The sequence below is a fragment of the Glutamicibacter protophormiae genome (genome assembly GCF_014647495.1).
Lineage (GTDB): Bacteria > Actinomycetota > Actinomycetes > Actinomycetales > Micrococcaceae > Glutamicibacter > Glutamicibacter protophormiae.
Genome location: NZ_BMPH01000001.1, coordinates 138,010 through 157,664 on the forward strand (window position 1 = coordinate 138,010; position 19,655 = coordinate 157,664).

The 19,655-nt window shown below is 62.0% G+C and carries 14 protein-coding genes; 10 read left to right on the forward strand and 4 right to left on the reverse strand.

Going from position 1 to position 19,655, the window contains the following annotated elements; translation table 11 throughout:
- The first annotated feature begins 86 nt into the window (after positions 1-86).
- Positions 87-2,756, forward strand: a complete 2,670-nt coding sequence (gene secA / locus IEY43_RS00665) for a preprotein translocase subunit SecA (RefSeq protein WP_188946657.1) — start codon at positions 87-89, stop codon at positions 2,754-2,756.
- Here secA and IEY43_RS00670 read toward each other — a convergent pair.
- Together IEY43_RS00670 and IEY43_RS00675 are read right to left on the reverse strand one after the other, a co-directional pair.
- Positions 2,753-3,286: an Rv3235 family protein gene (locus IEY43_RS00670; RefSeq protein WP_188946658.1), complete on the reverse strand. Its 534-nt coding sequence runs from the start codon at positions 3,284-3,286 to the stop codon at positions 2,753-2,755. The genes secA and IEY43_RS00670 overlap by 4 nt on opposite strands.
- Positions 3,287-3,334: 48 nt before the next feature.
- Positions 3,335-4,069 carry a LysM peptidoglycan-binding domain-containing protein gene (locus IEY43_RS00675; protein WP_188946659.1) on the reverse strand — a complete coding sequence of 245 codons (735 nt, stop codon included), beginning with the start codon at positions 4,067-4,069 and terminating at the stop codon, positions 3,335-3,337.
- Between the two features lie 121 nt (positions 4,070-4,190).
- Between IEY43_RS00675 and IEY43_RS00680 the strand changes: the two genes are divergently transcribed.
- From IEY43_RS00680 to IEY43_RS00700, 5 genes are all read left to right on the forward strand, one after another.
- A complete protein-coding gene (locus IEY43_RS00680; protein WP_188946660.1) occupies positions 4,191-4,751 on the forward strand; it encodes a hypothetical protein in 561 nt (186 codons plus the stop codon).
- Between the two features lie 87 nt (positions 4,752-4,838).
- A complete protein-coding gene (locus IEY43_RS00685; protein ID WP_188946661.1) occupies positions 4,839-5,504 on the forward strand; it encodes a hypothetical protein in 666 nt (221 codons plus the stop codon).
- Positions 5,501-6,748, forward strand: coding sequence for a P-loop NTPase family protein (locus tag IEY43_RS00690; protein ID WP_188946662.1), 1,248 nt, complete (start codon positions 5,501-5,503; stop codon positions 6,746-6,748). The genes IEY43_RS00685 and IEY43_RS00690 overlap by 4 nt, the downstream gene beginning before the upstream one ends.
- A gap of 108 nt (positions 6,749-6,856) precedes the next feature.
- Positions 6,857-11,671 carry an NAD-glutamate dehydrogenase gene (locus tag IEY43_RS00695; protein WP_229777208.1) on the forward strand — a complete coding sequence of 1,605 codons (4,815 nt, stop codon included), beginning with the start codon at positions 6,857-6,859 and terminating at the stop codon, positions 11,669-11,671.
- A gap of 9 nt (positions 11,672-11,680) precedes the next feature.
- A complete protein-coding gene (locus tag IEY43_RS00700; RefSeq protein ID WP_188946663.1) occupies positions 11,681-13,171 on the forward strand; it encodes a sensor histidine kinase in 1,491 nt (496 codons plus the stop codon).
- 99 nt (positions 13,172-13,270) lie between these two features.
- On the opposite strand, the gene IEY43_RS00705 is transcribed toward IEY43_RS00700, so the two are convergent.
- Positions 13,271-14,998: a lytic transglycosylase domain-containing protein gene (locus IEY43_RS00705; RefSeq protein ID WP_188946664.1), complete on the reverse strand. Its 1,728-nt coding sequence runs from the start codon at positions 14,996-14,998 to the stop codon at positions 13,271-13,273.
- Between the two features lie 205 nt (positions 14,999-15,203).
- Between IEY43_RS00705 and IEY43_RS00710 the strand changes: the two genes are divergently transcribed.
- Positions 15,204-15,557 carry an Rv2175c family DNA-binding protein gene (locus tag IEY43_RS00710; protein ID WP_188946665.1) on the forward strand — a complete coding sequence of 118 codons (354 nt, stop codon included), beginning with the start codon at positions 15,204-15,206 and terminating at the stop codon, positions 15,555-15,557.
- Positions 15,558-15,653: 96 nt separating this feature from the next.
- Here IEY43_RS00710 and IEY43_RS00715 read toward each other — a convergent pair whose 3' ends face one another.
- On the reverse strand, positions 15,654-16,760 hold the full coding sequence (locus IEY43_RS00715; protein WP_188946666.1) for a polyprenyl synthetase family protein: 1,107 nt from the start codon (positions 16,758-16,760) through the stop codon (positions 15,654-15,656).
- A 156-nt stretch (positions 16,761-16,916) separates the two neighbouring features.
- On the opposite strand from IEY43_RS00715, the gene dinB reads away from it, so the two are divergent.
- The 3 genes from dinB to mraZ all read left to right on the forward strand — a co-directional run bounded on the left by dinB (position 16,917) and on the right by mraZ (position 19,563).
- Positions 16,917-18,092, forward strand: a complete 1,176-nt coding sequence (gene dinB, locus IEY43_RS00720) for a DNA polymerase IV (protein ID WP_188946667.1) — start codon at positions 16,917-16,919, stop codon at positions 18,090-18,092.
- Positions 18,093-18,274: 182 nt separating this feature from the next.
- Complete coding sequence (locus tag IEY43_RS00725; protein WP_188946668.1) at positions 18,275-18,658, forward strand: SCO2097 family morphological protein; 384 nt, start codon at positions 18,275-18,277, stop codon at positions 18,656-18,658.
- Between the two features lie 491 nt (positions 18,659-19,149).
- The gene (gene mraZ, locus IEY43_RS00730) at positions 19,150-19,563 is read left to right on the forward strand and encodes a division/cell wall cluster transcriptional repressor MraZ (RefSeq protein WP_047119495.1); all 414 of its coding nucleotides are present in this window, start codon (positions 19,150-19,152) and stop codon (positions 19,561-19,563) included.
- Positions 19,564-19,655 lie beyond the last annotated feature (92 nt).

Genomic DNA, 19,655 nt, shown 5'->3' on the forward strand with positions numbered 1-19,655 from the left:
ACCGTTGAAATAGCGTTTGACGACGTTTTCCTCACGTAGACTGATTACGCCAGATTTACTGTGCTTGAGATATTGGGAGCTACCACGTGGCATCATTGCTAGAACGTATTTTGCGTACCGGCGACAAGAAGACCCTGAAGGTTCTTCGTAAGTACGCCGACACGATTAATACGTTGGAAGACGAGATTCGTGAACTTTCGGATGAAGAACTCCGGGGGGAGACCGAAAAGTTCCGGGCTCGCCTGGCCGATGGTGAATCGCTCGATGCCCTGCTTCCCGAGGCGTTCGCCGTAGTGCGCGAAGCCGCGGACCGCGTGCTGGGCATGCGTCACTTCGACGTCCAGCTGATGGGCGGCGCGGCGCTGCACATGGGCAATATTGCCGAAATGCGCACCGGTGAAGGCAAGACCCTGGTCGCGACCGCGCCTGCCTACCTGAATGCCCTGAGCGGCAAGGGAGTGCACGTGGTGACCACCAACGACTTCCTTGCGCAGTACCAGTCCGACCTGATGGGCCGCGTCTTCCGCTTCCTCGGCCTGAGTTGCGGCTGTATCCTGGCCAACATGGATCCCGCCGCGCGCCGCAAGCAGTACGCTGCCGATATCACCTACGGAACGAACAACGAATTCGGTTTCGACTACCTTCGCGACAACATGGCCTGGAGCAAGGACGAGCTCGTCCAGCGCGGCCACCACTTCGTCATCGTCGATGAGGTCGACTCGATCCTCATTGACGAGGCTCGTACCCCGCTGATCATCTCCGGCCAGGCCTCGGGCGACGTGAACCGCTGGTATGTCGAGTTTTCCAAGATTGTCTCACGCCTGACCCGTGAAGACGATTACGAGGTCGACGAGAAGAAGCGCACCATCGGCGTGCTCGAGAGCGGCATCGAGAAGGTCGAAGACTATTTGGGCATCGACAATCTCTACGAGGCGAACAACACCCCGCTGATCGGCTTCCTGAACAATGCCATCAAGGCCAAGGAGCTGTTCAAGAAGGACAAGGACTACGTCGTGGTCAACGGCGAAGTCATGATCGTCGACGAGCACACCGGTCGTGCGCTGCAGGGCCGACGCTACTCCGAGGGCATGCACCAGGCGATCGAGGCCAAGGAAAACGTGGAGATCAAGGCCGAGAACCAGACCTTGGCCACGGTGACGTTGCAGAACTACTTCCGTATGTACGAGAAGATCTCGGGCATGACCGGCACCGCGCAGACCGAGGCCGCCGAGTTCTACGGCACCTACAAGCTCGGTGTCGTGGAGATCCCGACCAACAAGCCAGCAATCCGCCAGGACCAACCGGATCTCATCTACAAGAACGAGATCTCCAAATTCAATGCGGTCGTCGAGGACATCGAAGAACGCCACAAGACCGGCCAGCCGATCCTGGTGGGCACCACCAGCGTGGAGAAGAGTGAATACCTGTCCCGGCTCCTGGCCAAGAAGGGAATTCGCCACGAAGTCCTGAACGCCAAGCAGCATGCACGCGAAGCCGCCGTGGTCGCGATGGCCGGCCGCAAGAACGGCGTGACCGTGTCGACCAACATGGCCGGCCGCGGTACCGACATCATGCTAGGCGGCAACGCCGAATTCCTCGCGGTGGCGGAAATGGAACGCCGTGGCCTGGACCCGGAAAACCACGCCGACGAATACAACAAGCAGTGGGATGACGTCTTCGAGGCGGCCAAGAAAACCGTGGCCGCTGAAGCCGAGGAAGTCACCAAGCTCGGCGGGTTGTACGTGCTGGGCACCGAGCGCCACGAATCGCGCCGCATCGACAACCAGCTGCGCGGTCGCGCCGGACGCCAGGGCGATCCGGGCGAATCCCGTTTCTACCTGTCGATGACCGATGACCTGATGCGCCGCTTCAACTCCGGCATGGCCGAGCGCATCATGAACAATCCCTCGATGCCCGACGACGTGGCCCTGGAATCCAAGATCGTTTCCCGAGCCATCGAATCCGCGCAGGCCCAGGTTGAAGGCGTCAACGCCGAACAGCGCAAGAACGTGCTGAAGTACGACGACGTCATGAACCGCCAGCGTGAAGCGATCTACACCGACCGCCGTGCCATCCTGGAAGGCGACGACCTCGAAGAGAAGGTCGGCCACTTCCTGGAAGACGTCGTCAAGGCCATGGTCACCGAAACCACCCAGGTGGGCAACCCGGATGACTGGGATCTGAAGCAACTGTGGACCAACCTCAAGCAGCTGTATCCGATCGGCATCTCCATGACCGAGGTCATCGACGAAGCCGGCGGACTCGGCCACCTTTCGGCGCAGTTCCTGGAACGCGAGATCCTCTCCGATGCGCAGTACCAGTACGAGCTGCGCGAGAACCGCGTGGGCTCCGGCGTCATGCGCGACCTCGAACGTCGCGTGGTCCTGTCGACGATCGGCCGCAAGTGGCAGGAACACCTCTACGAGATGGACTACCTCAAGGAAGGCATCGGCCTGCGGGCCATGGCGCAGCGAGATCCGCTGGTTGAGTACCAGCGCGAGGGCTACACCATGTTCCTGACGATGATGGAAGCCATTCGCGAGGAAAGCATCGGCACCTTGTTCAACCTGGAAATCCCGAGCGGTTCCGAGGAATCGGGCGAGCCCCAGGCCGCTGCTGCGAGCCAGCCGACGAACCTGCAGTTCACCGGGCCGGATGAGGAAGGCCACGCGAGCACCTCCCGCGCCCAGGCCGCCAAGTCGGAAGGCAAGTCCGAGAGGAAGGCCAACAAGAAGAAGGCCAAGAACAAGCGCTAAAGCATTTCAACGCTTGTCACCTGCCACCGTCCGTGCCATGGCTCTACCCGCAGAGCCACGGCGCGGACGCGGTATTTAAAGCCAAGGATCACCGTGCACTCCCATCCGCCACCCAGGGTACTGCGCAGCCGCATGGACTGCACCTGCCCGTGGCTTGTGCCTGGCTCCGGGGCGGTCTTGTATCCGTCGGTCTCGATGAGCGCCTGATCCCGGAGCTTGCGGATGCAGTCCGGGTTCATGACGAAGTTCAGCTGTGCGACGGTTCGGTAGCCCGCGATGATCTCGAAGACCGCGCGGGACACCGCATGCGACAGCCTGACCACGTTGATCCGTTCGGAACGACAGCCTGGGCCGCGATGGAAGATGTGGTCCATCGGCACGGCGATAGCGGCAGGAGTCCGGTTCTCGGCGGCCGTCACAGGCTGTTGGCAACGACTACGGGAGCTCTTGCGCTGGTTCAGGACTTCTCTGCGGGCTTCGATTTCCCTGACCGTATAGGCCAAGTCCTGGAAGCCGGTGTCGGTGCTCATGGGGACTCCTCAAAGGTTGTTCACTGGTATGCGGCGGCGCTGCCCGGATCACTTCAGGGGCGGAAGCGAAAGAACGGTGCCGATTTTAAGAAGGTCCGGATCGGCTCCGATGGCTGCGCGGTTCAGCTCGTAGATGCGGGGCCACAGGGCGGAGATTTCCGCGATGGTCGCCTGCCTGCCGAGCATCTGCGAGGCAATGCTCCACAGTGTCTGTCCCTTTGCGACCACCACCTCCTGCCGTACGCCCTGCGCGCGTCCCGACGGCTGCTTCTGCCCGCCGACGATCCGGGCCAAAGGCACGTTGATCGCCTCGGCCGACCATCGCGGCGAGGGAAGCTGCTCGCTGGCGGCAACCGGCTCGGGTTCTGAAGCGGTCGTATCCGTCGTTGCGGGAAGCGAAGCGGCGATGCTCTGCTGGGCAGCGCTCGGCCCGGCCCAAGCAGAGGCAACCGTCGCGGAGGATAAAGTCAGCGATGCCCCCAGCGCGGTCCCCAGAACGCCGCGTGCCACGTGCGGGGCCACTGCCTGCAACAGCCGCAGGGTGCGCTGATGCCGCCGGGCGGCGGCCCAGCGGATGGCGTGCGCCGTGGCGGTGCGCAGGATGTAGAACGCCGCGAATAGCGCTGCGGCATAGAGTGCAGGGACGATTATCGTGCCAGATCCAGGGTTCGCGTAATCGAAGACCGGGCGTTCTCGCCAAAGCCAGAACCCAACTCCGGCCAGGATAATGCCGGTTCCCAGCGCCAGTAGGAGGGGCAGAAGCGTTCGTCGTAATCCATCCATCACCAAAACTCTTTTCGTATCGTTTGATGCGATTTGATGAAGTTTGATTCACATGATGACACCTTGATGTGATTTTGTGAAGAGGGTTTCGTCAGCGAGTTTTCCCTCGTACAGTTGGCGCATGCGTTGGGATTCACTTTTCGAGGACCTCGAATCACAGCTTCAGGCGCAGCTGGAGGCGCAATTCCGCGACGAGGTCGCGGAAAACATTCGCATCGAACGCGCTACGGAAAAGCTGGCGGGAAAACTCGCGTCGCTCGCGGGGTGCACCGTGCACCTGCATCTGGCGGGCTCCGTGGAAGCCGTGGGGACGGTGGGGCCGATGGGGGAGGACTACGTGTGCCTGGATGCCGAGGCCTCCAGCCTGCTGGTCACCGTGAAGGCCATCCAGCGGATCACCATGGCCTCGCCCTCTCGGTCTGCGGCGCTGCCGGGGCCCGAACCGTCGCCGGTCAAGCTTCCGGCACTGCTGCGCGGGTTGTTGCGCGACCGGAGCCGGATGCGGATCCACGACGGGTGGGGCAAACTGTTGGCCGAGGGCACCCCGACCCAGATCGGCCATGATTTCTTGATGATCGCCGCCCATCCGCGGGACGAATTCCCCCGCGAATCCAGCATTACCGAACACTCCATCGTGCCGCTGGCCGCGATCGGGTGGATCTCCATACCTAGGGGATACTAATCCACAGTTTTCAACTACAGCCTTTCGCGCACCGCCAACTTGTCGTAGGCTCGGCTCACATATATCCATGTGTTGGAGGTGCGTGCCGTGCCAGCAGAACGACGTGTGAACGAGTCCCGACCCGCCGCCGCAGCGCGGGTCAAGCGGCCCAGTTGGAAAGATCCTCGGCTGGCGCTCGGAGCGGTGCTGGTTACCGCGTCGGTCATCGGCACGGTGTATCTGGTGCGCGGCATGAACGAAACGACGACCGTCTACGTGGCCGGAGCAAACATCACCCTGGGGGAGCAGCTCACCAGCCGCAATCTCAAGCTGCAAGAGGTCCAGCTTGGCGATGCGCTGGGCAAGTACCTGGAAGAAGACGTCGTGGATCTGGGCAAGGCTCGGGCGAACACCTTCATCGGTGCCGGGGAGCTCATCCCGCTCTCCTCGATCACCAGCAGCGAGCTCGGCTCGCGCCGGCCGGTGAACCTTGAACTGCCCGCAGACCTGAGCGAGGCAATTACCCCGGGCAGTTTCGTGGATGTCTGGGTCGCCCAGCGCGCAGCCGGCGGCGCCAGCTACGGCGTGCCGGAGCAGCTGGCCTCCATGGTCGAAGTCTCCGCGCGCGTCGCCCAAGCCGGAGGGCTGGTGGGGAACAACGGAACCAACCTGGAGCTGCTGGTTGAAGCGGACAAGCTTGAGGCCTTCCTGCAGGCGCTGGCCAACGACGCGCGCATCACCGTGATCTACAACCCGGCGGGTGGGCAGCAATGAGCGTCTCGGTGGTGGTCCTTGGCCGCGATGAACACCTGGTGCGCCAGATCGAAGGGTACCGCGGAGAGCTGATCGTGGTGAGGGTCTGCGACGACGCGGCGGAGGCCATTGCGGCCTGCGCCGCCAGCGCGGCCGACGTCCTGCTGGTTTCCGAGCGGGGCCTCATGCCGCCCATGGAACAGGTCGACCAGCTGACCGGGCAGCGCACCGTGGTCGCCCTGCTGGATCCGAAGCCCGGGCGCACCACCATCGTCCCGGGCCTGGTTGAAATCCAGGACACCGTCGGCATGGTCGAACTGGAAGCGCTCATCACCCGGGCCCTGGGCAGCCTGGGCGGCGCTGCCGAGGGACGGGGAGCCGGTTCCTCGGCGGCACCCGAGGCAGGTGCCGGGCGCGAAGGGAGGATCGTCTGCTTCTGGGGTGCTCCGGGATCTCCGGGACGCAGCACCGTGGCGCTGAACTATGCGGTGGAGGCGGCCGTGGCCGGGCTCTCGGTAGTACTCGTTGATGCCGACACCTATGCGGCGGCTCTCGCGATCCAGCTCGGCCTGATGGATGAATCGGCCTCGATCGCGCAGATGTGCCGCGTTGTCGACTCCGGTTCCCGCGACCCGGCCCGGCTCCGCGCGACCTGCCTGGCCGTCGAGGTCGCGGATTCCACGCTCATGGTAGCCACCGGCATCCCCAGGGCCAGCCGTTGGCCCGAAGTCCGTGCGGCGGCCCTGCGCCGGGCCGCGCTGACCCTGCGCTCCCACCACGATCTGGTGGTGCTCGATGTGGCTCCCTACATCGAGCTGGACGAGCAGCTCAGCTTCGACACCCAGGCCCCGCAGCGCAACGCGGTCACAGTGGAAATGCTGCAGTGCGCCGATGACGTTTTCATGGTGGTCGCCGCCGACAGCCTGGGTATTCCCCGGGCGCTTCGTGCCATCGATGAACTGGAGGATAAAGTCCCGGGAATCGAACCGCAGATCATCTTCAACAAGGTGTCTTCGGGCAATTCCGGGCACAGCCCCAAACGCCGGGTTCTCGAGGCCTGGCAGCGTTTTGGACCAACGCACCCCGTCGTTGGCTTTTTGCCCAATGACAACCCGATTTGCCATGCTGCAATCTTGGCTGGAAGCCCATTAGTGGAAATAGCTCCCAAAAGCTCATTACGTTCAGAAATACGGTCATTGGCCGGCATTAAATCTTCGGATTCCCCGGCAAAGGGAAAGACTCGTCGATTGGCAAAGAACCTGTGAGCCCGAAGCGCTGGAAACATGTAATGTGGGTAAAACTATGGGTCCGCAACGGCGCGGACCAATCGAATCGTTCTTGGAGGCGTTCACTTGAACTCGTCGAATTCCAGCATGACTGAATCATTCATGGCGGAGACTCTCACCCCAACCTTGGTGAGCGAGTACTACGGCCAGATCGCAAAGGAGGATGTTGCGGCCTACAGGCCGAACGAACTCGAATCGCGTGTCGCCGCCCATCTGGAAATCGGCTTTGAGCGCGAAGCTGATCACGCCAACGTCGCCATCACCCGCAATGCGGGCATTTCCGTGGTCAACATCGTCACCGACGACATGCCGTTCCTGGTGGACTCGGTCACCACGGCGCTGGTCAAGCGCGAAGCCCCCATCCAACTGGTGGTCCACCCGACTTTCGTGGTTTCCCGCGATCGCACCAGCGGCCAGATCCAGAACCTGAGCCTCACCGGCACCCAGCACATGGCCAGCGGCGATACCGCCGCCCTGTCGGATCTGAGCACCTTGGTCTCCTCCGAATCGCTGACCAAGATCGAATCGTGGATCTCTGTTGAGCTCGCCCGTGAACTGAGCGACGAACAGGCCGAGGACATCATCACGGGCCTGTACCAGGTCCTGGGCGACGTGCGCGTCGCAGTGAAGGACTGGCCGGCCATGCTGGACCAGGCGAAGGCCATTGCAGAAAGCCTCCCGCAGACCACCAACGCCGGCCAGATCGCCGAGCTGGAGCAGGCCGTTGAGCTGCTGAACTGGATGGCCGACGACAAGTTCACCTTTCTGGGCTATCGCGAGTACGACCTGGACACCGTGAACGGCGAGGACGTCCTGGTGGCCCGCCCGGGAACCGGCCTGGGCCTGATGAGCGAGCTGGAAAACCAGGGTCCGCAGCATCTGACCAAGCGCGGCCGCATTACCGCGCGCGACAAGCGTGCGCTGATCGTCACCAAGGCCAACGCCCGCTCGACCGTGCACCGCGGCGTCTACCTGGATTACGTGGGTGTCAAGAGCTTCGACGCCAACGGTGAGGTCAACGGCGAACGCCGCTTCATCGGCCTGTTCTCCTCGAGCATGTACACCTCCAGCGTGAAGTCCGTTCCGGTCGTGCGCGAAAAGGTCAAGGCGGTGTTGAAGAACACCGGCTTCGCCCGCAACTCGCACTCCGGCAAGGACATCACCACCATCCTTGAGACCTACCCGCGCGACGAGATGTTCCAGATTTCCGTCGAGGACCTGACCTCCACCGCCCTGGGCATCCTGCGCCTGCAGGAGCGCCGCCGCACCTCGGTGTTCATCCGCACCGACGACTACGGCCGCTTCGTCACCGCCATGGTCTACATCCCGCGTGACCGCTTCTCCACCATGGTCCGCCACCGCGTGGAGCAGGAGCTGCAGACCTCCTTCAACGCGGACTCGGTGGAGTACGAGGCCCAGCTGGGTTCCGGCGCACTGGTGCGCCTGTTCTACCGCCTGCGCCTGCAGCGCCACGGCTTGGCCCCGGTCGTGGACCGCAAGGCCCTGGAAAACCGTATCGCCATGGCCGTGCGTTCCTGGTCCGACGCCATCGTCGACGCGGCCCGCGACAGCCTGGAGGCCGGCGTGGCCAATCAGCTGTCCAATACCTGGGCCGAGGCGTTCCCCGCCTCCTACAAGGTCCAGTTCGAGATCGACGACGCGCTGAACGACATCGAGCTGCTCGCCGAACTGCAGGAGCCTGCGGCCTCCGCAGGCCCGGTCGTCTCCTTCTACGATCCGAAAACCGATGACGAGGATGCGCTGGTGACCAAGCGCATGAAGATCTACGTCGATCGCCCGCTGCTGCTCTCGCGCATCCTTCCGGTGCTGCAGGACCTGGGCCTGGACGTCGTGGACGAGCGCCCGTACGAGTTGAACCCGGAGGGCATCGGCCAGCGCTTCATCTACGACATGGGCCTTAAGGTCGACGACTCCATCGACTTCGCCGCCGTCCAGGACAAGCTGGCGGCCGCCTATGCCGCAGTGGTCCGCAACGAGGCCGAGTCTGACAGCCTCAACGCACTGGTACTGCGAGAAGGCCTGGACTGGCAGGAAGTCGCCATGCTGCGCGGCTATGCGCACTACCTGCTGCAGCTGGGTGTGCCGAATTCGACCGGCTTCATCGCCGGCGCGCTGGTGAGCAATGCCGCGGTCACCCACGGCATCGTCGAGCTGTTCCACGCCACCTTCAACCCGAAGCTGAGCGCAGAGCAGTCGCAGGCGCTGCGCGCCGCCGCCCACGAGAAGATCACCGACGCGCTGGAGGCCGTGCCGACGCTGGACGCCGACACCCTGCTGCGCCGCTTCGTGAAGGTCATCGAGGCCACCAAGCGGACCAATTACTATGCCGAGAACCAGCAGGCGCTGGCCTTCAAACTGGCTCCGGGGGAAATCGACTTCGCGCCGTTCCCGCGCCCGAAGCACGAGCTGTGGGTCTACTCGCCGCGCGTGGAAGGCACCCACTTCCGCTTCGGCGCCGTCGCCCGCGGCGGCCTGCGCTGGTCGGACCGGCGAGAGGACTTCCGCACCGAAGTCCTGGGCCTGGTCAAGGCCCAGATGGTGAAGAACTCCGTAATCGTGCCAACCGGTGCGAAGGGCGGTTTCTACGCCAAGCAGCTGCCTAACCCGGCCGTGGATCGCGGGGCCTGGATGGAGGAAGGCAAGGGCGCCTACCGCGTCTTCATCCGCACCCTGCTGGAGCTGACCGACAACCTGGTCGCCGACGAGAACGGCGAGCACGTCGTGGCTCCGGACAACGTGGTCCGCCGTGACGGCGATGACACCTATCTGGTGGTCGCCGCAGACAAGGGCACCGCGAGCTTCTCCGACACCGCGAACGAGATCTCCGAGGACAAGGGCCACTGGCTTGGCGATGCCTTCGCCTCGGGCGGTTCGGTGGGCTACGACCACAAGGGCATGGGCATCACCGCACGCGGCGCCTGGGAATCGGTCAAGCGCCACTTCTTCGAGCTGGGCATCGACACCCAGACCCAGGAGTTCACCGCGGTGGGTGTGGGCGACATGTCCGGCGACGTCTTCGGCAACGGCCTGCGCCGTACCAAGACGATCAAGCTGGTCGCTGCATTCGACCACCGCGACATCTTCCTTGACCCGAATCCGGATCCGGAAGCGGCCTTCGAGGAGCGCGAGCGCCTTTACCACCTGCCGCGTTCCAGCTGGGCCGACTACAACCGCGAGCTGATCTCTGCCGGCGGTGGCGTGTACCCACGCAGCCTGAAGTCCGTTCCGGTCAGCCCGGAGGTCCGCGAGGTCCTGGGGCTTGACGCGTCGGTCACCGCCATGTCGCCGAACGAGCTGCTCAAGGCCATCCTTTCGGCCCCGGTCGACCTGCTGTACAACGGCGGGATCGGCACCTACGTGAAGTCCTCGGCCGAACGGCACGGCCAGGTGGGCGACCGCGCGAACGACTCGATCCGCGTGGACGGAGCGGACCTGCGCGTGAAGGTCGTCGGCGAAGGCGGCAACCTGGGCATGACCCAGCTGGGCCGTATCGAAGCCGCACTGAACGGGGTGATCCTGAACACCGACGCCATCGACAACTCGGCCGGCGTGGACACCTCCGACCGCGAGGTGAACATCAAGATCTTCGTTGACCGCCAAATCAAGGCCGGCAACATCGATCCTGCCGAGCGCAAGGACTTCCTGCTGTCGATGACCGACAACGTGGGTGACCTGGTGCTGCAGACCAACTTCAACCAGAACGTGCTGCTGCTGAATGAGAAGCACGCCGCGCAGACCTGGGCCCCGGCCTACGAGCGCCTGATGCAGTGGCTGGAGGAGCACGCCGACCTGAACCGCGCGCTGGAATTCCTGCCGGGCTCCGAGGAGCTGGAAGAGCGCCGCGCGGCCGGCGGTGTCATGACCGCACCGGAGCTGTCGGTCCTGGCCGCCTACGCCAAGATCCAACTGGCCCATGCGCTGTCCGAATCCGATCTGGCCGAGGATCCCTACTTTGCCGAGACCATGCGCCGGTACTTCCCGGAGCGCCTGGTGGAGCGTTTCGGGGACCAGCTGCAGTCCCATCCGCTGCGCAAGGAAATCATCGCCACGGTGATCGCCAACGACATGGTGAACATCGGCGGCATCACCTACGTATTCCGCGCCATGGAGGAAACCAGCGCCAGCGAAGTGCACATCGCCAAGGTGTTCTGCGCCCTGCGCGAGGTCTACCACTTCGATGCGCAGTTCGACGCGATCAACTCCCAGCCGGCGGGCACAGACGTGGACTACTGGGGCCGCCAGCACCATGACATGCGCCGCCTGCTGGACCGCGCCACCCGCTGGTTCATCAACCGCGTCGACCAGGAACTGCTGGTCGGCCAGGCGGTGGAGCGCTACGAGTCGATCGTCACCCAGCTGCGCGAAGAGCTGCCGCAGCTGCTGCACGGCAACGACCAGGAGCGCTTCCAGCAGTGGCACGCAGACGCCTTGGCCAACGGCATTGGCGAACGCCGTGCCAGCATGTGGGCCTCGCAGTTCGAGTCCTTCGCGCTGCTGGACGTGGCCGACCTGGTGCACCGCACCCAGGAGGACGTGGAGAAGGTCTCGCAGACCTATTTCATGCTCTACGACCTGTTCAGCGTCGATACGCTGCTGAACCGCATCACCAACCTGCCGCGGTCGGACCGCTGGCAGGCGCTGGCCCGCGCGGCCATGCGCGATGACTTGTACAGCACGATCATCGACCTGACCAACGACGTGCTGGAATCCTCGGGAGAGATCACCGACGTGGCAGAGCGTGTTGCGGCGTGGGAAGTGGCGAACGCGGCTAATCTGGATCGTGCGAAGGCAATGTTCGCCGAAGTGAACAGGCTTGAACGCGATGACATGGCATCGCTCTCGGTGGCCCTTCGCCTGTTGCGTTCAATCGTCCGGAGGTAATCACCCCTAATGGCCCTCATCACCGAAGATCTACGTCACAAGGCCGACCTCGGTCCCGGTGATGAGGACTGGCTCCACCTGCTGGTGGGGGACTGGCAGCTGGTCTCGGACCTCGCGTTCGCAGACCTGGTGCTCTGGTTCCCCACCGGCGACGGATCCTATGTCGCCTTGGCTCATGTGCGCCCCTCCACCTCGCACACGACCTTCCACACCGACTTCGTCGGCGAGCGGATCCGCAAGGATCTGCGTATCATGGTGGACCGCGCCTGGGACAGCCGAACCATCCAGCGTTCGGCCGAGCATCCCGGCGCCGACCTGATTCCAGGGCTGACCACGGTGCAGGCAGTCCCTCTGGTTCGCCAGCACCGGACCGTCGCGGTGCTCACGTCGCACTTCGACCGCAGCCAGTCGCGTACCCCCTCGAATCTGGAACTCGTCTACCGGCAAAGCGCCGACGACCTGCTGGCAATGGGCACCAAGGGCCTGTGGCCGGACTTCGCCAGCCCGACCGGTTCGCGCCGCGGCGCGCCCCGCGTGGGCGACGGCTTCATCCGACTCAGTGTCGAGGGAACCGTGGAATTCGCCAGCCCCAACGCCGTCTCGGCTTTCCGCCGACTCGGCGCCGCCGACGTGCTGCAGGGCCAGCCGCTGGCCGACCTGACCATGGCGCTGGTCCGCGACCGGCGAGTGGTCGACGAAACCCTTCCGCTGGTCCTCCAGGGCAAGATGCCCTGGCGCACCGAAGTCGAGTACCGCGGAGTCACCCTCTCACTGCGCGCCATCCCGCTGCGTGACGAATCCAAGCGCTGGGGTGCATTGGTTCTGTGCCGCGACGTTTCGGAACTGCGGCGGCGTGAAAAGGAGCTGGTGACCAAGGATGCGACCATCCGCGAGATTCACCACCGTGTGAAGAACAACCTCCAGACCGTGGCCGCCCTGCTGCGCATGCAGTCGCGGCGCATGAGCTCGGATGAGGGCAAGCAGGGCCTGGAACAAGCCATGCGGCGCGTGTCCACGATTGCCTCTGTCCACGAATTCCTGTCCAAGGGGCTGAACGAAACCGTGAAGTTCGACGACTTGATGGATCGCCAGTTCCGCCTGATTGTCGAAATCGCCTCACCGGGGCAAAAGGTCTCCACCCGCCGCGAAGGGGAGTTCGGCATGCTCGATGCCGACCTGGCCACTCCGTTGTCGCTGGTGATCAACGAGTTGGTGACCAATGCCGTAGAACACGGACTGGCCAACCGCGACGGACAGGTGGCACTGATTGCCGAACGTTATCTCGGCGCCGATACCAAGGACTGGCTCAGGGTGATCATCGAGGATGACGGCCACGGGCTGCCTGAGGGGGAGCGCCGCGAAGGGCTCGGGCTGCAGATCGTACGCACTCTGGTGAACAGCGAGTTGTCAGGGGAAATCCATTGGCTGCCCGGCCACGAGGGTGGAACGCGCGTCGTCATCGAAATGCCGTTGACCCTGGATCGCCGGGCCCAGGCCTGAACGTCCGCCGGACTGGCGGCCAGCCGTTGTTCGCCGTAGGAAAAACGAAAGGCGGCCCGCAGAAGTGGAAACTTCTGCGGGCCGCCCTTCGCACAGTGCTTAGCGGTACTGCTTCATCAGCGATTTCACGCTGGCTACGTAACGCTTAGTGTCATCGTACATGCCGTACTTCCTCACGCCGCCAAGGCCCTGATAGTACGCAGCGATGGCATCATCCAGATTGCTGGTGTTGTCAAGGTTGTAGCGGATGACTGCAATGCCAGCGGTCACGTTATCCTGCGGGTCCAGCAGATTCAGCTTCTTGCCAACGCGCGAGGACATCCACTCGCCGGTGCTCGGGATGACCTGCATGGCGCCGATGGCATTCGCGGGGGAGACCGCACGCATATTGAAGCCCGACTCCTGCATCGAGTGCGCCAGCGCCAGCGCTGGGTCCACACCCATGCGGTTGGCGGTGGACACGATGATGCTCTGCATTTCGCTGCGGCTTGGCACGGAGACCGAGTCGAGGTAGTCCTTGTTCTCGTTCGCGCTGCTGACCACATGGTCGGCATAGGTGCGTCCGAGGAAGGTGTTGCCGATCTTCTTCTTGGAGCCGCCGGTCGACGTCGAGGATACCGATGATCCGCTGACCTTGACCTTGGCGCCGATCTGCAGCGGGGTCGAGGTGCTCAGCTGCGGGTTCTTGTCCAGCAGATCCGAGAGCTTCATGCCGTGCTTGGCCGCAATGCCGCCGAGTGTGTCCCCGGACTTCACCGAGTAGCTCGAAGCCTTGGAAGTGCCCGCCGACTGCTTGGGCGAGGAGGACGACGTAGAAGTCGAAGACGAAGAAGCGCTGCCCGAAACCTTGATCTTGTCGCCCGGGAAAATGGGCTTGGAAGCAGAAATCCCATTCAAGCTCAACAGGGTGCCCAGCTTCATGCCGTTCTTGGCCGCGATGCCGCTGAGGGTGTCTCCGGACGTCACGGTGTAGCTTGAGCCGCTGGAAGGCTTCGAGGACGACGAGGACTTGCCCGAGGAACTGGAGGACTTCGAGGAGCCGTTGATGGTGAGCTTGTCACCGGGGAAGATCGGCTTGCTGGCCGAGATGCCGTTCTTGCTCAAGAGCGCAGACAGGCTCATGTTGTTCTTGATGGCAATCCCGCCCAAGGTGTCTCCGGCTTGCACGGTGTAGCTGGCAGATCCGGCGCTTTTCGACGAGGACTTACCCGACGAAGAGCCCTTGCCGGAGCTGCCGGTCGATCCGCCGTTGACCTTGATCTTGTCGCCCGGGAAGATTTTGGTGCTGGACGAGATGCCGTTCTTCTTCAGCAGATCGGCCAGGCCCATCTTGTGCTTGGCCGCAATGGCACTAAGAGTATCGCCGGACTTGACGGTGTAGCTGCCGGTTGCCGAAGAACTTGAAGCCTTCGAAGACTTTGACGGCGAACCGTGGCCCGGGACCTTCAGCGTCTTGCCCGCAACGATGAAGTCGCTCTTGAGGTTGTTCAGGTCCTTCAGCTTGGCAACGGTGGTTTTGTACTCCACCGCAATGCTGGACAGGCTGGCGCCGGCCGGGATCTGGATCTCCTTGGTGCTGGCCTTGGCTGGCAAACCTAGGGAAGGAACACGGGAAGCAATCAGGTGTGCCTTGATCTGATCTTCGGCGATCTTGATGTTTTCGGGTGTTACCGACTTTGCGGCCGAGCCTGGGGTGTTTACCGATACCGCAGGCGCTGCATAAGCAGCCGGGGCCAAGGCGAGGCTGCCGATGACAGCAGCGGGGATCGCTGCACCTGCGACAACACCTAGCGCATGCGTGGAGACATGGTTCGCTTTGTGGGGCATAGAGTCATTCCTCATTTGTACGGTTGCGATAATCGCAAACAGTCACAAGGGCACCTGAACCGGCTGCTTCAGGAGTTGTTTGTGTTGCAATTGTTATCAAAGTGATACATGAAAATTTACACTACTTGTGTGACGCATGGAAACAGCTGTGACTGGTTTGAACAAAGTTTCTGCGGTGAATCGCAATTTATGGGAACCTTAAGGGGTGAATGAAATTCAAGAACTCGTTGGCCAGTGGCTGACCCTGCCCGATCTGGCTGAAGAATTAGACATTGATATTCGCCGAGTGCACCGCATGCTTGACGAGCGTGAAGTTGTGGCAATGCGCATTGGTGAGCGCAAGGTTCGTTCGGTTCCTGCAGAATTCGTTCAGGACGGTGCGGTGGTCGACAGCCTTAAGGGCACGCTGTCCGTGCTTAAGGACTCGGGCTACTCTGACGAAGAGAGCATCAAGTGGCTCTTCACCGAGGACGCATCGCTTCCGGGAACCCCAATGAACGCGCTGCGCTCGGGCCGTAAGACCGAGATTCGCCGTCGCGCGCAGTCGCTGGCCTGGTAGAGAGACACCGCTTAAGATAAACAACAGGTCTCGACGTTCCTCCATTTGGAAGGAAGGTCGAGACCTATTGTTATGTATGCGTGATGTTCTGCAAGTCTACTTGCTGCGTTTGGTCACCGCGTCGCTGAGGAATTTCATTCCGGCCAGTGCGAGGCCGTGGGCCTCGATCGCGCCCAACGCCCGTAGCGACTGCGAGGTCAACTCGCTGATGCAACGTTCGGTTTCTTGCAACGCGCCGCTGGCTTGCAGGATTTCGCTGAGCTTTTGCACTTCGGCATCCGAGAGGTCCGGAGCGCCGAGCCTGTTCTGGATGAAGTCCCGCTCTTCCGGAGAAGTCAGCAATAACGCGTGGGCGATGAGTTCGGTGCGTTTTCCTTCGCGGAGGTCGTCACCAGCAGGCTTGCCGGTGATCTCGGGATCGCCGAAAACGCCCAAGACATCGTCACGAAGCTGGAAGGCCTCGCCCAAGGGCAGGGCGAAGGCGCTGTAGCTCTCAAGCAGGCTTTCGTTCCCCCGAGCAAGCGCGCCGCCGAGAAGAACAGGGTTCTCGGTGGAATACTTCGCCGACTTGTAGCGGACGATGGTGCGCGCGCGCTTTACTGCTTCGGCCGGATCGTAGGCGGGGCCGGCGGACTCTTCGAGCACATCGAGATATTGCCCGGCCATGACCTGGGTTCGCATGCGGTTGAAGATGGTGCGTGTAGTAGCGTCGACTCCGGGAATCGATGCAAAAAGCTCTTCGCTCAAGGAGAGGCACAAATCGCCGGTCAGGATGGCGCTAGCCATTCCGTAGTTCGCCGCGCTTCCGGACAAGCCCAGCGACTGATGCTGCGCCTCGAAATGCTTGTGGACGCTCGGGCGTCCTCGACGGGTATCGGAATTGTCGATGATGTCATCATGGATCAATGCCGCTGCCTGGAAAAGCTCAAGCGCGGCGCCCAGCTGGATCACATCTGCGGAATCCTTGGGGCCGCCAGCGCCCAAAAAGCCCCAGTACGCGAACAACGGGCGAAGCCGCTTGCCGCCCTGCGTCAAGGTCCGGATCGCGTTGACGATTTCCGCCGCGCTGATGGTAATTGACGAGACTTCATCGTTCTTGGCGGAAAGGAAGTCTTCAAGCTTTGTGGCAACGGCGTCCGTAAAGCTCCGGCTCAGCTCTCGGACTTCAGCCTCAAAGGGCGAGACGGTTTCAGGCAACGACATGCAAAATCAATTCTCCGCGTGAAGGGGCAGATGGCTAGGATCAACTCTACCGGGAATCCATAGGGGATTTTTCCGGATGACTCGGCAGGTGCAGGCGGAGTGCCGTGTCGCTCGGTTGCCAGCACACTGTCGGGAGCGCGCACTAAGATAGCTGTCATGAATGACAAGGAGCATCGCGCGATCCTGCACGTGGATATGGATGCCTTTTTCGTCTCCGTGGAACTGATCGACCATCCCGAGCTCGTCGGCGAACCTGTCATTGTCGGTTTCCCCGGCCGACGCAGCGTCGTCCTCTCGGCCTCCTATGACTGCCGGGCCAGGGGAGTGCATTCGGCTATGCCGATGAGCCAGGCGATTGCCCTGATGCCCGAAGCGAACATCGTCGAGCCGGTTCACGGAAAATACAGCGCGATCTCCGAGCGGATCATGGCCTACCTCCACACGGTTACTCCGCAGGTGGAACAAGTCAGCGTCGACGAGGCTTTCCTGGATGTCACCGGGAGCATGAGAATGCTCGGAGGACCGGTCGCCATTGGCCAGAAGATCAGGGCGCACATCCAGAACGAGTTCGGGTTGCCTGCCAGTGTTGGCATCGCCCGAAACAAGTTCGTGGCGAAATTGGCCTCGACCTATGCCAAGCCGAACGGGATGACCGTGGTTGCGCCGGAGCGCACCTTGGAATTTCTGCATCAGCTGCCTGTCACCAAGATGTGGGGCGTGGGGAAACGAACTGCCGAGCAGCTTCATGCCTTGGGCATCGATACGGTGGCACAGCTCGCGGCCGAACCCGAGTCGAGGTTGGTGCAGAGATTTGGCGAGCATGGCCGCGCACTATGCCTGCTGTCCCATGGCATAGACAACCGTCCTGTGCAGCCAGTGCGTGAGGAAAAGAGCCTATCGGCTGAACATACCTTTTCTACCGATATCCGGGACAAGGACGTCCTGGAACGAGAGCTGCTGCGCCTCGGGCACCGGGTGGGTCAGCGGTTGCGAGCCCAGGAGAAGGTGGCACGCGGTGTGGGGATCAAGCTGAAGTATCAGGACTTCAGCGGGATCAACCGTTCCAAGACCCTTGCCGCCGCGACGGATTCGTCGTCGGCAATCAGCTCAGAGGCAATCAGCCTGTTTCGGAATCTGTGGCCGTTAGCCCAGCCCATCCGGCTGCTCGGAGTCAAGGCCGAACGGCTCGAAGACTCGGCGCAGGGGATCCAGCTGAGCCTGGACCCCAAGGACGAAAAAACTCGGGAAGCCGAGCGGATCGCGGATCTGATAAGCCAGAAATTCCCGAAGTCGTCGACTGGTCCTGCTCGTTTTCTGCGCCCTAAGGAGTAAAGGACGTGTTTTCCCTACCTATGCCTAAGTTAACAGTGGTGAAGATCAACTAGCAGGGTGGAGACAAAAGAGACTATCCTTGAAGTAGGTTCGAACTATGACTGGGAACTTTTTCCGGGCATGAAGCGTTGGAACCAATAGACGGTGCATGACCGTCTGAAAGTCATTGGAAGGAGAAGGCGATGCCGCTATCGGAACACGAGCAGCGTCTGTTGGAGCAGTTGGAAAAGCAGCTGCACGAAGATCGTCGCTTTGCCTCCAACATGAAAGCCCCATCAAGCACGGGGCGGCTTTCAACCCGCAACATCGCGCTGGGCATCCTCTTGGTCATTCTCGGACTGGCCGGTTTGATTTTCGGAATCTCCCAGCAGGTCATCATTGTTGGTGTTATTGGTTTCGCGGTGATGTTCGGTGGAGTCATGTTGGCGTTGAAGAAGTCGGCAGCAGGAAAAATCGGCCCGGGTGCCAAGCCCCGCGCAGGATCGAATGCGAAGAGCAATTCTCAGTTCATGAGCGGCCTTGAAGAGAAGTGGAACCAGCGTAAGCGGGACCAGTCCGACGGCTAGAGACGATCGTATACAGAGGTGTAACCCTAGGGTTGCACCTCTTTGTTTTTTTAATGCCACTTTTCAATCCCAGCCCGCGCACAGCGGGTACTTCGGTGCAGCGGGAACCAGGCACGCCGTCGAGGCAACTCGCGGCAGTGGGCTGGATCCTCGATTCCCACCAACTTCCTAGGGAACGAATTTAGGGTCTGGAACGCCGGCCCCCACTTCCCTCCCCAGCGCCCTCCACCTTCCACCACTGAGGGCCCAAATCCCGAATTCCCGGGCATTTTCGGCGCTTTGCCAGGTCTCCTTCGCCAACTCGCGTGCTACAGACCCCATGCACCTCCCCCGCGTTTTATTCTCTGAATACGCGGAAATACGCTATTTTTTATGTCTAAACCTTCGGCAAACCCTGTTTGTTGCGTTGACAGTGGAGGGTTGTGGAGTAAAGTGGAGTGCAGTAGAGGGAATCGGGGATTCTGACCACTTCGCGGAGAAAGGCGGTGTGCATGTTCCTTGGAACTTACACGCCGCGACTCGACGAAAAGGGGCGCCTGATTCTGCCTGCCAAATACCGTGACGAGTTAGCTTATGGGCTGGTCTTGACCCGGGGACAGGAACGCTGCATCTACGTCTTCAGCCAACGAGAGTTCGAGAAGCAACACGAGCAACTAGCTCAGGCTTCCCTGACGTCTCGCAAGGCCAGGGACTATGCCCGCGTGTTTCTCTCCGGTGCATCTGACGAAGTTCCCGACAAGCAGGGGCGAGTCACAATCCCGCAGGTGCTTCGCACTTATGGCGGCCTCGACCGCGAGGTAACGGTGATTGGTGCGGGTAATCGCATTGAAATCTGGGATTCCGCCGCATGGCAGCAGTACCTGCAGGAACAGGAAGAAGTATTTTCCGAGACCGATGAGGACTAGCCCTCCTTTTGGAGGACGGCCCATCAGGTCAACCAAGCAGCTGGGATGAGATCTCCAGCCACCTTGAAGGCGAAAACTTCTGGCTTCACTTC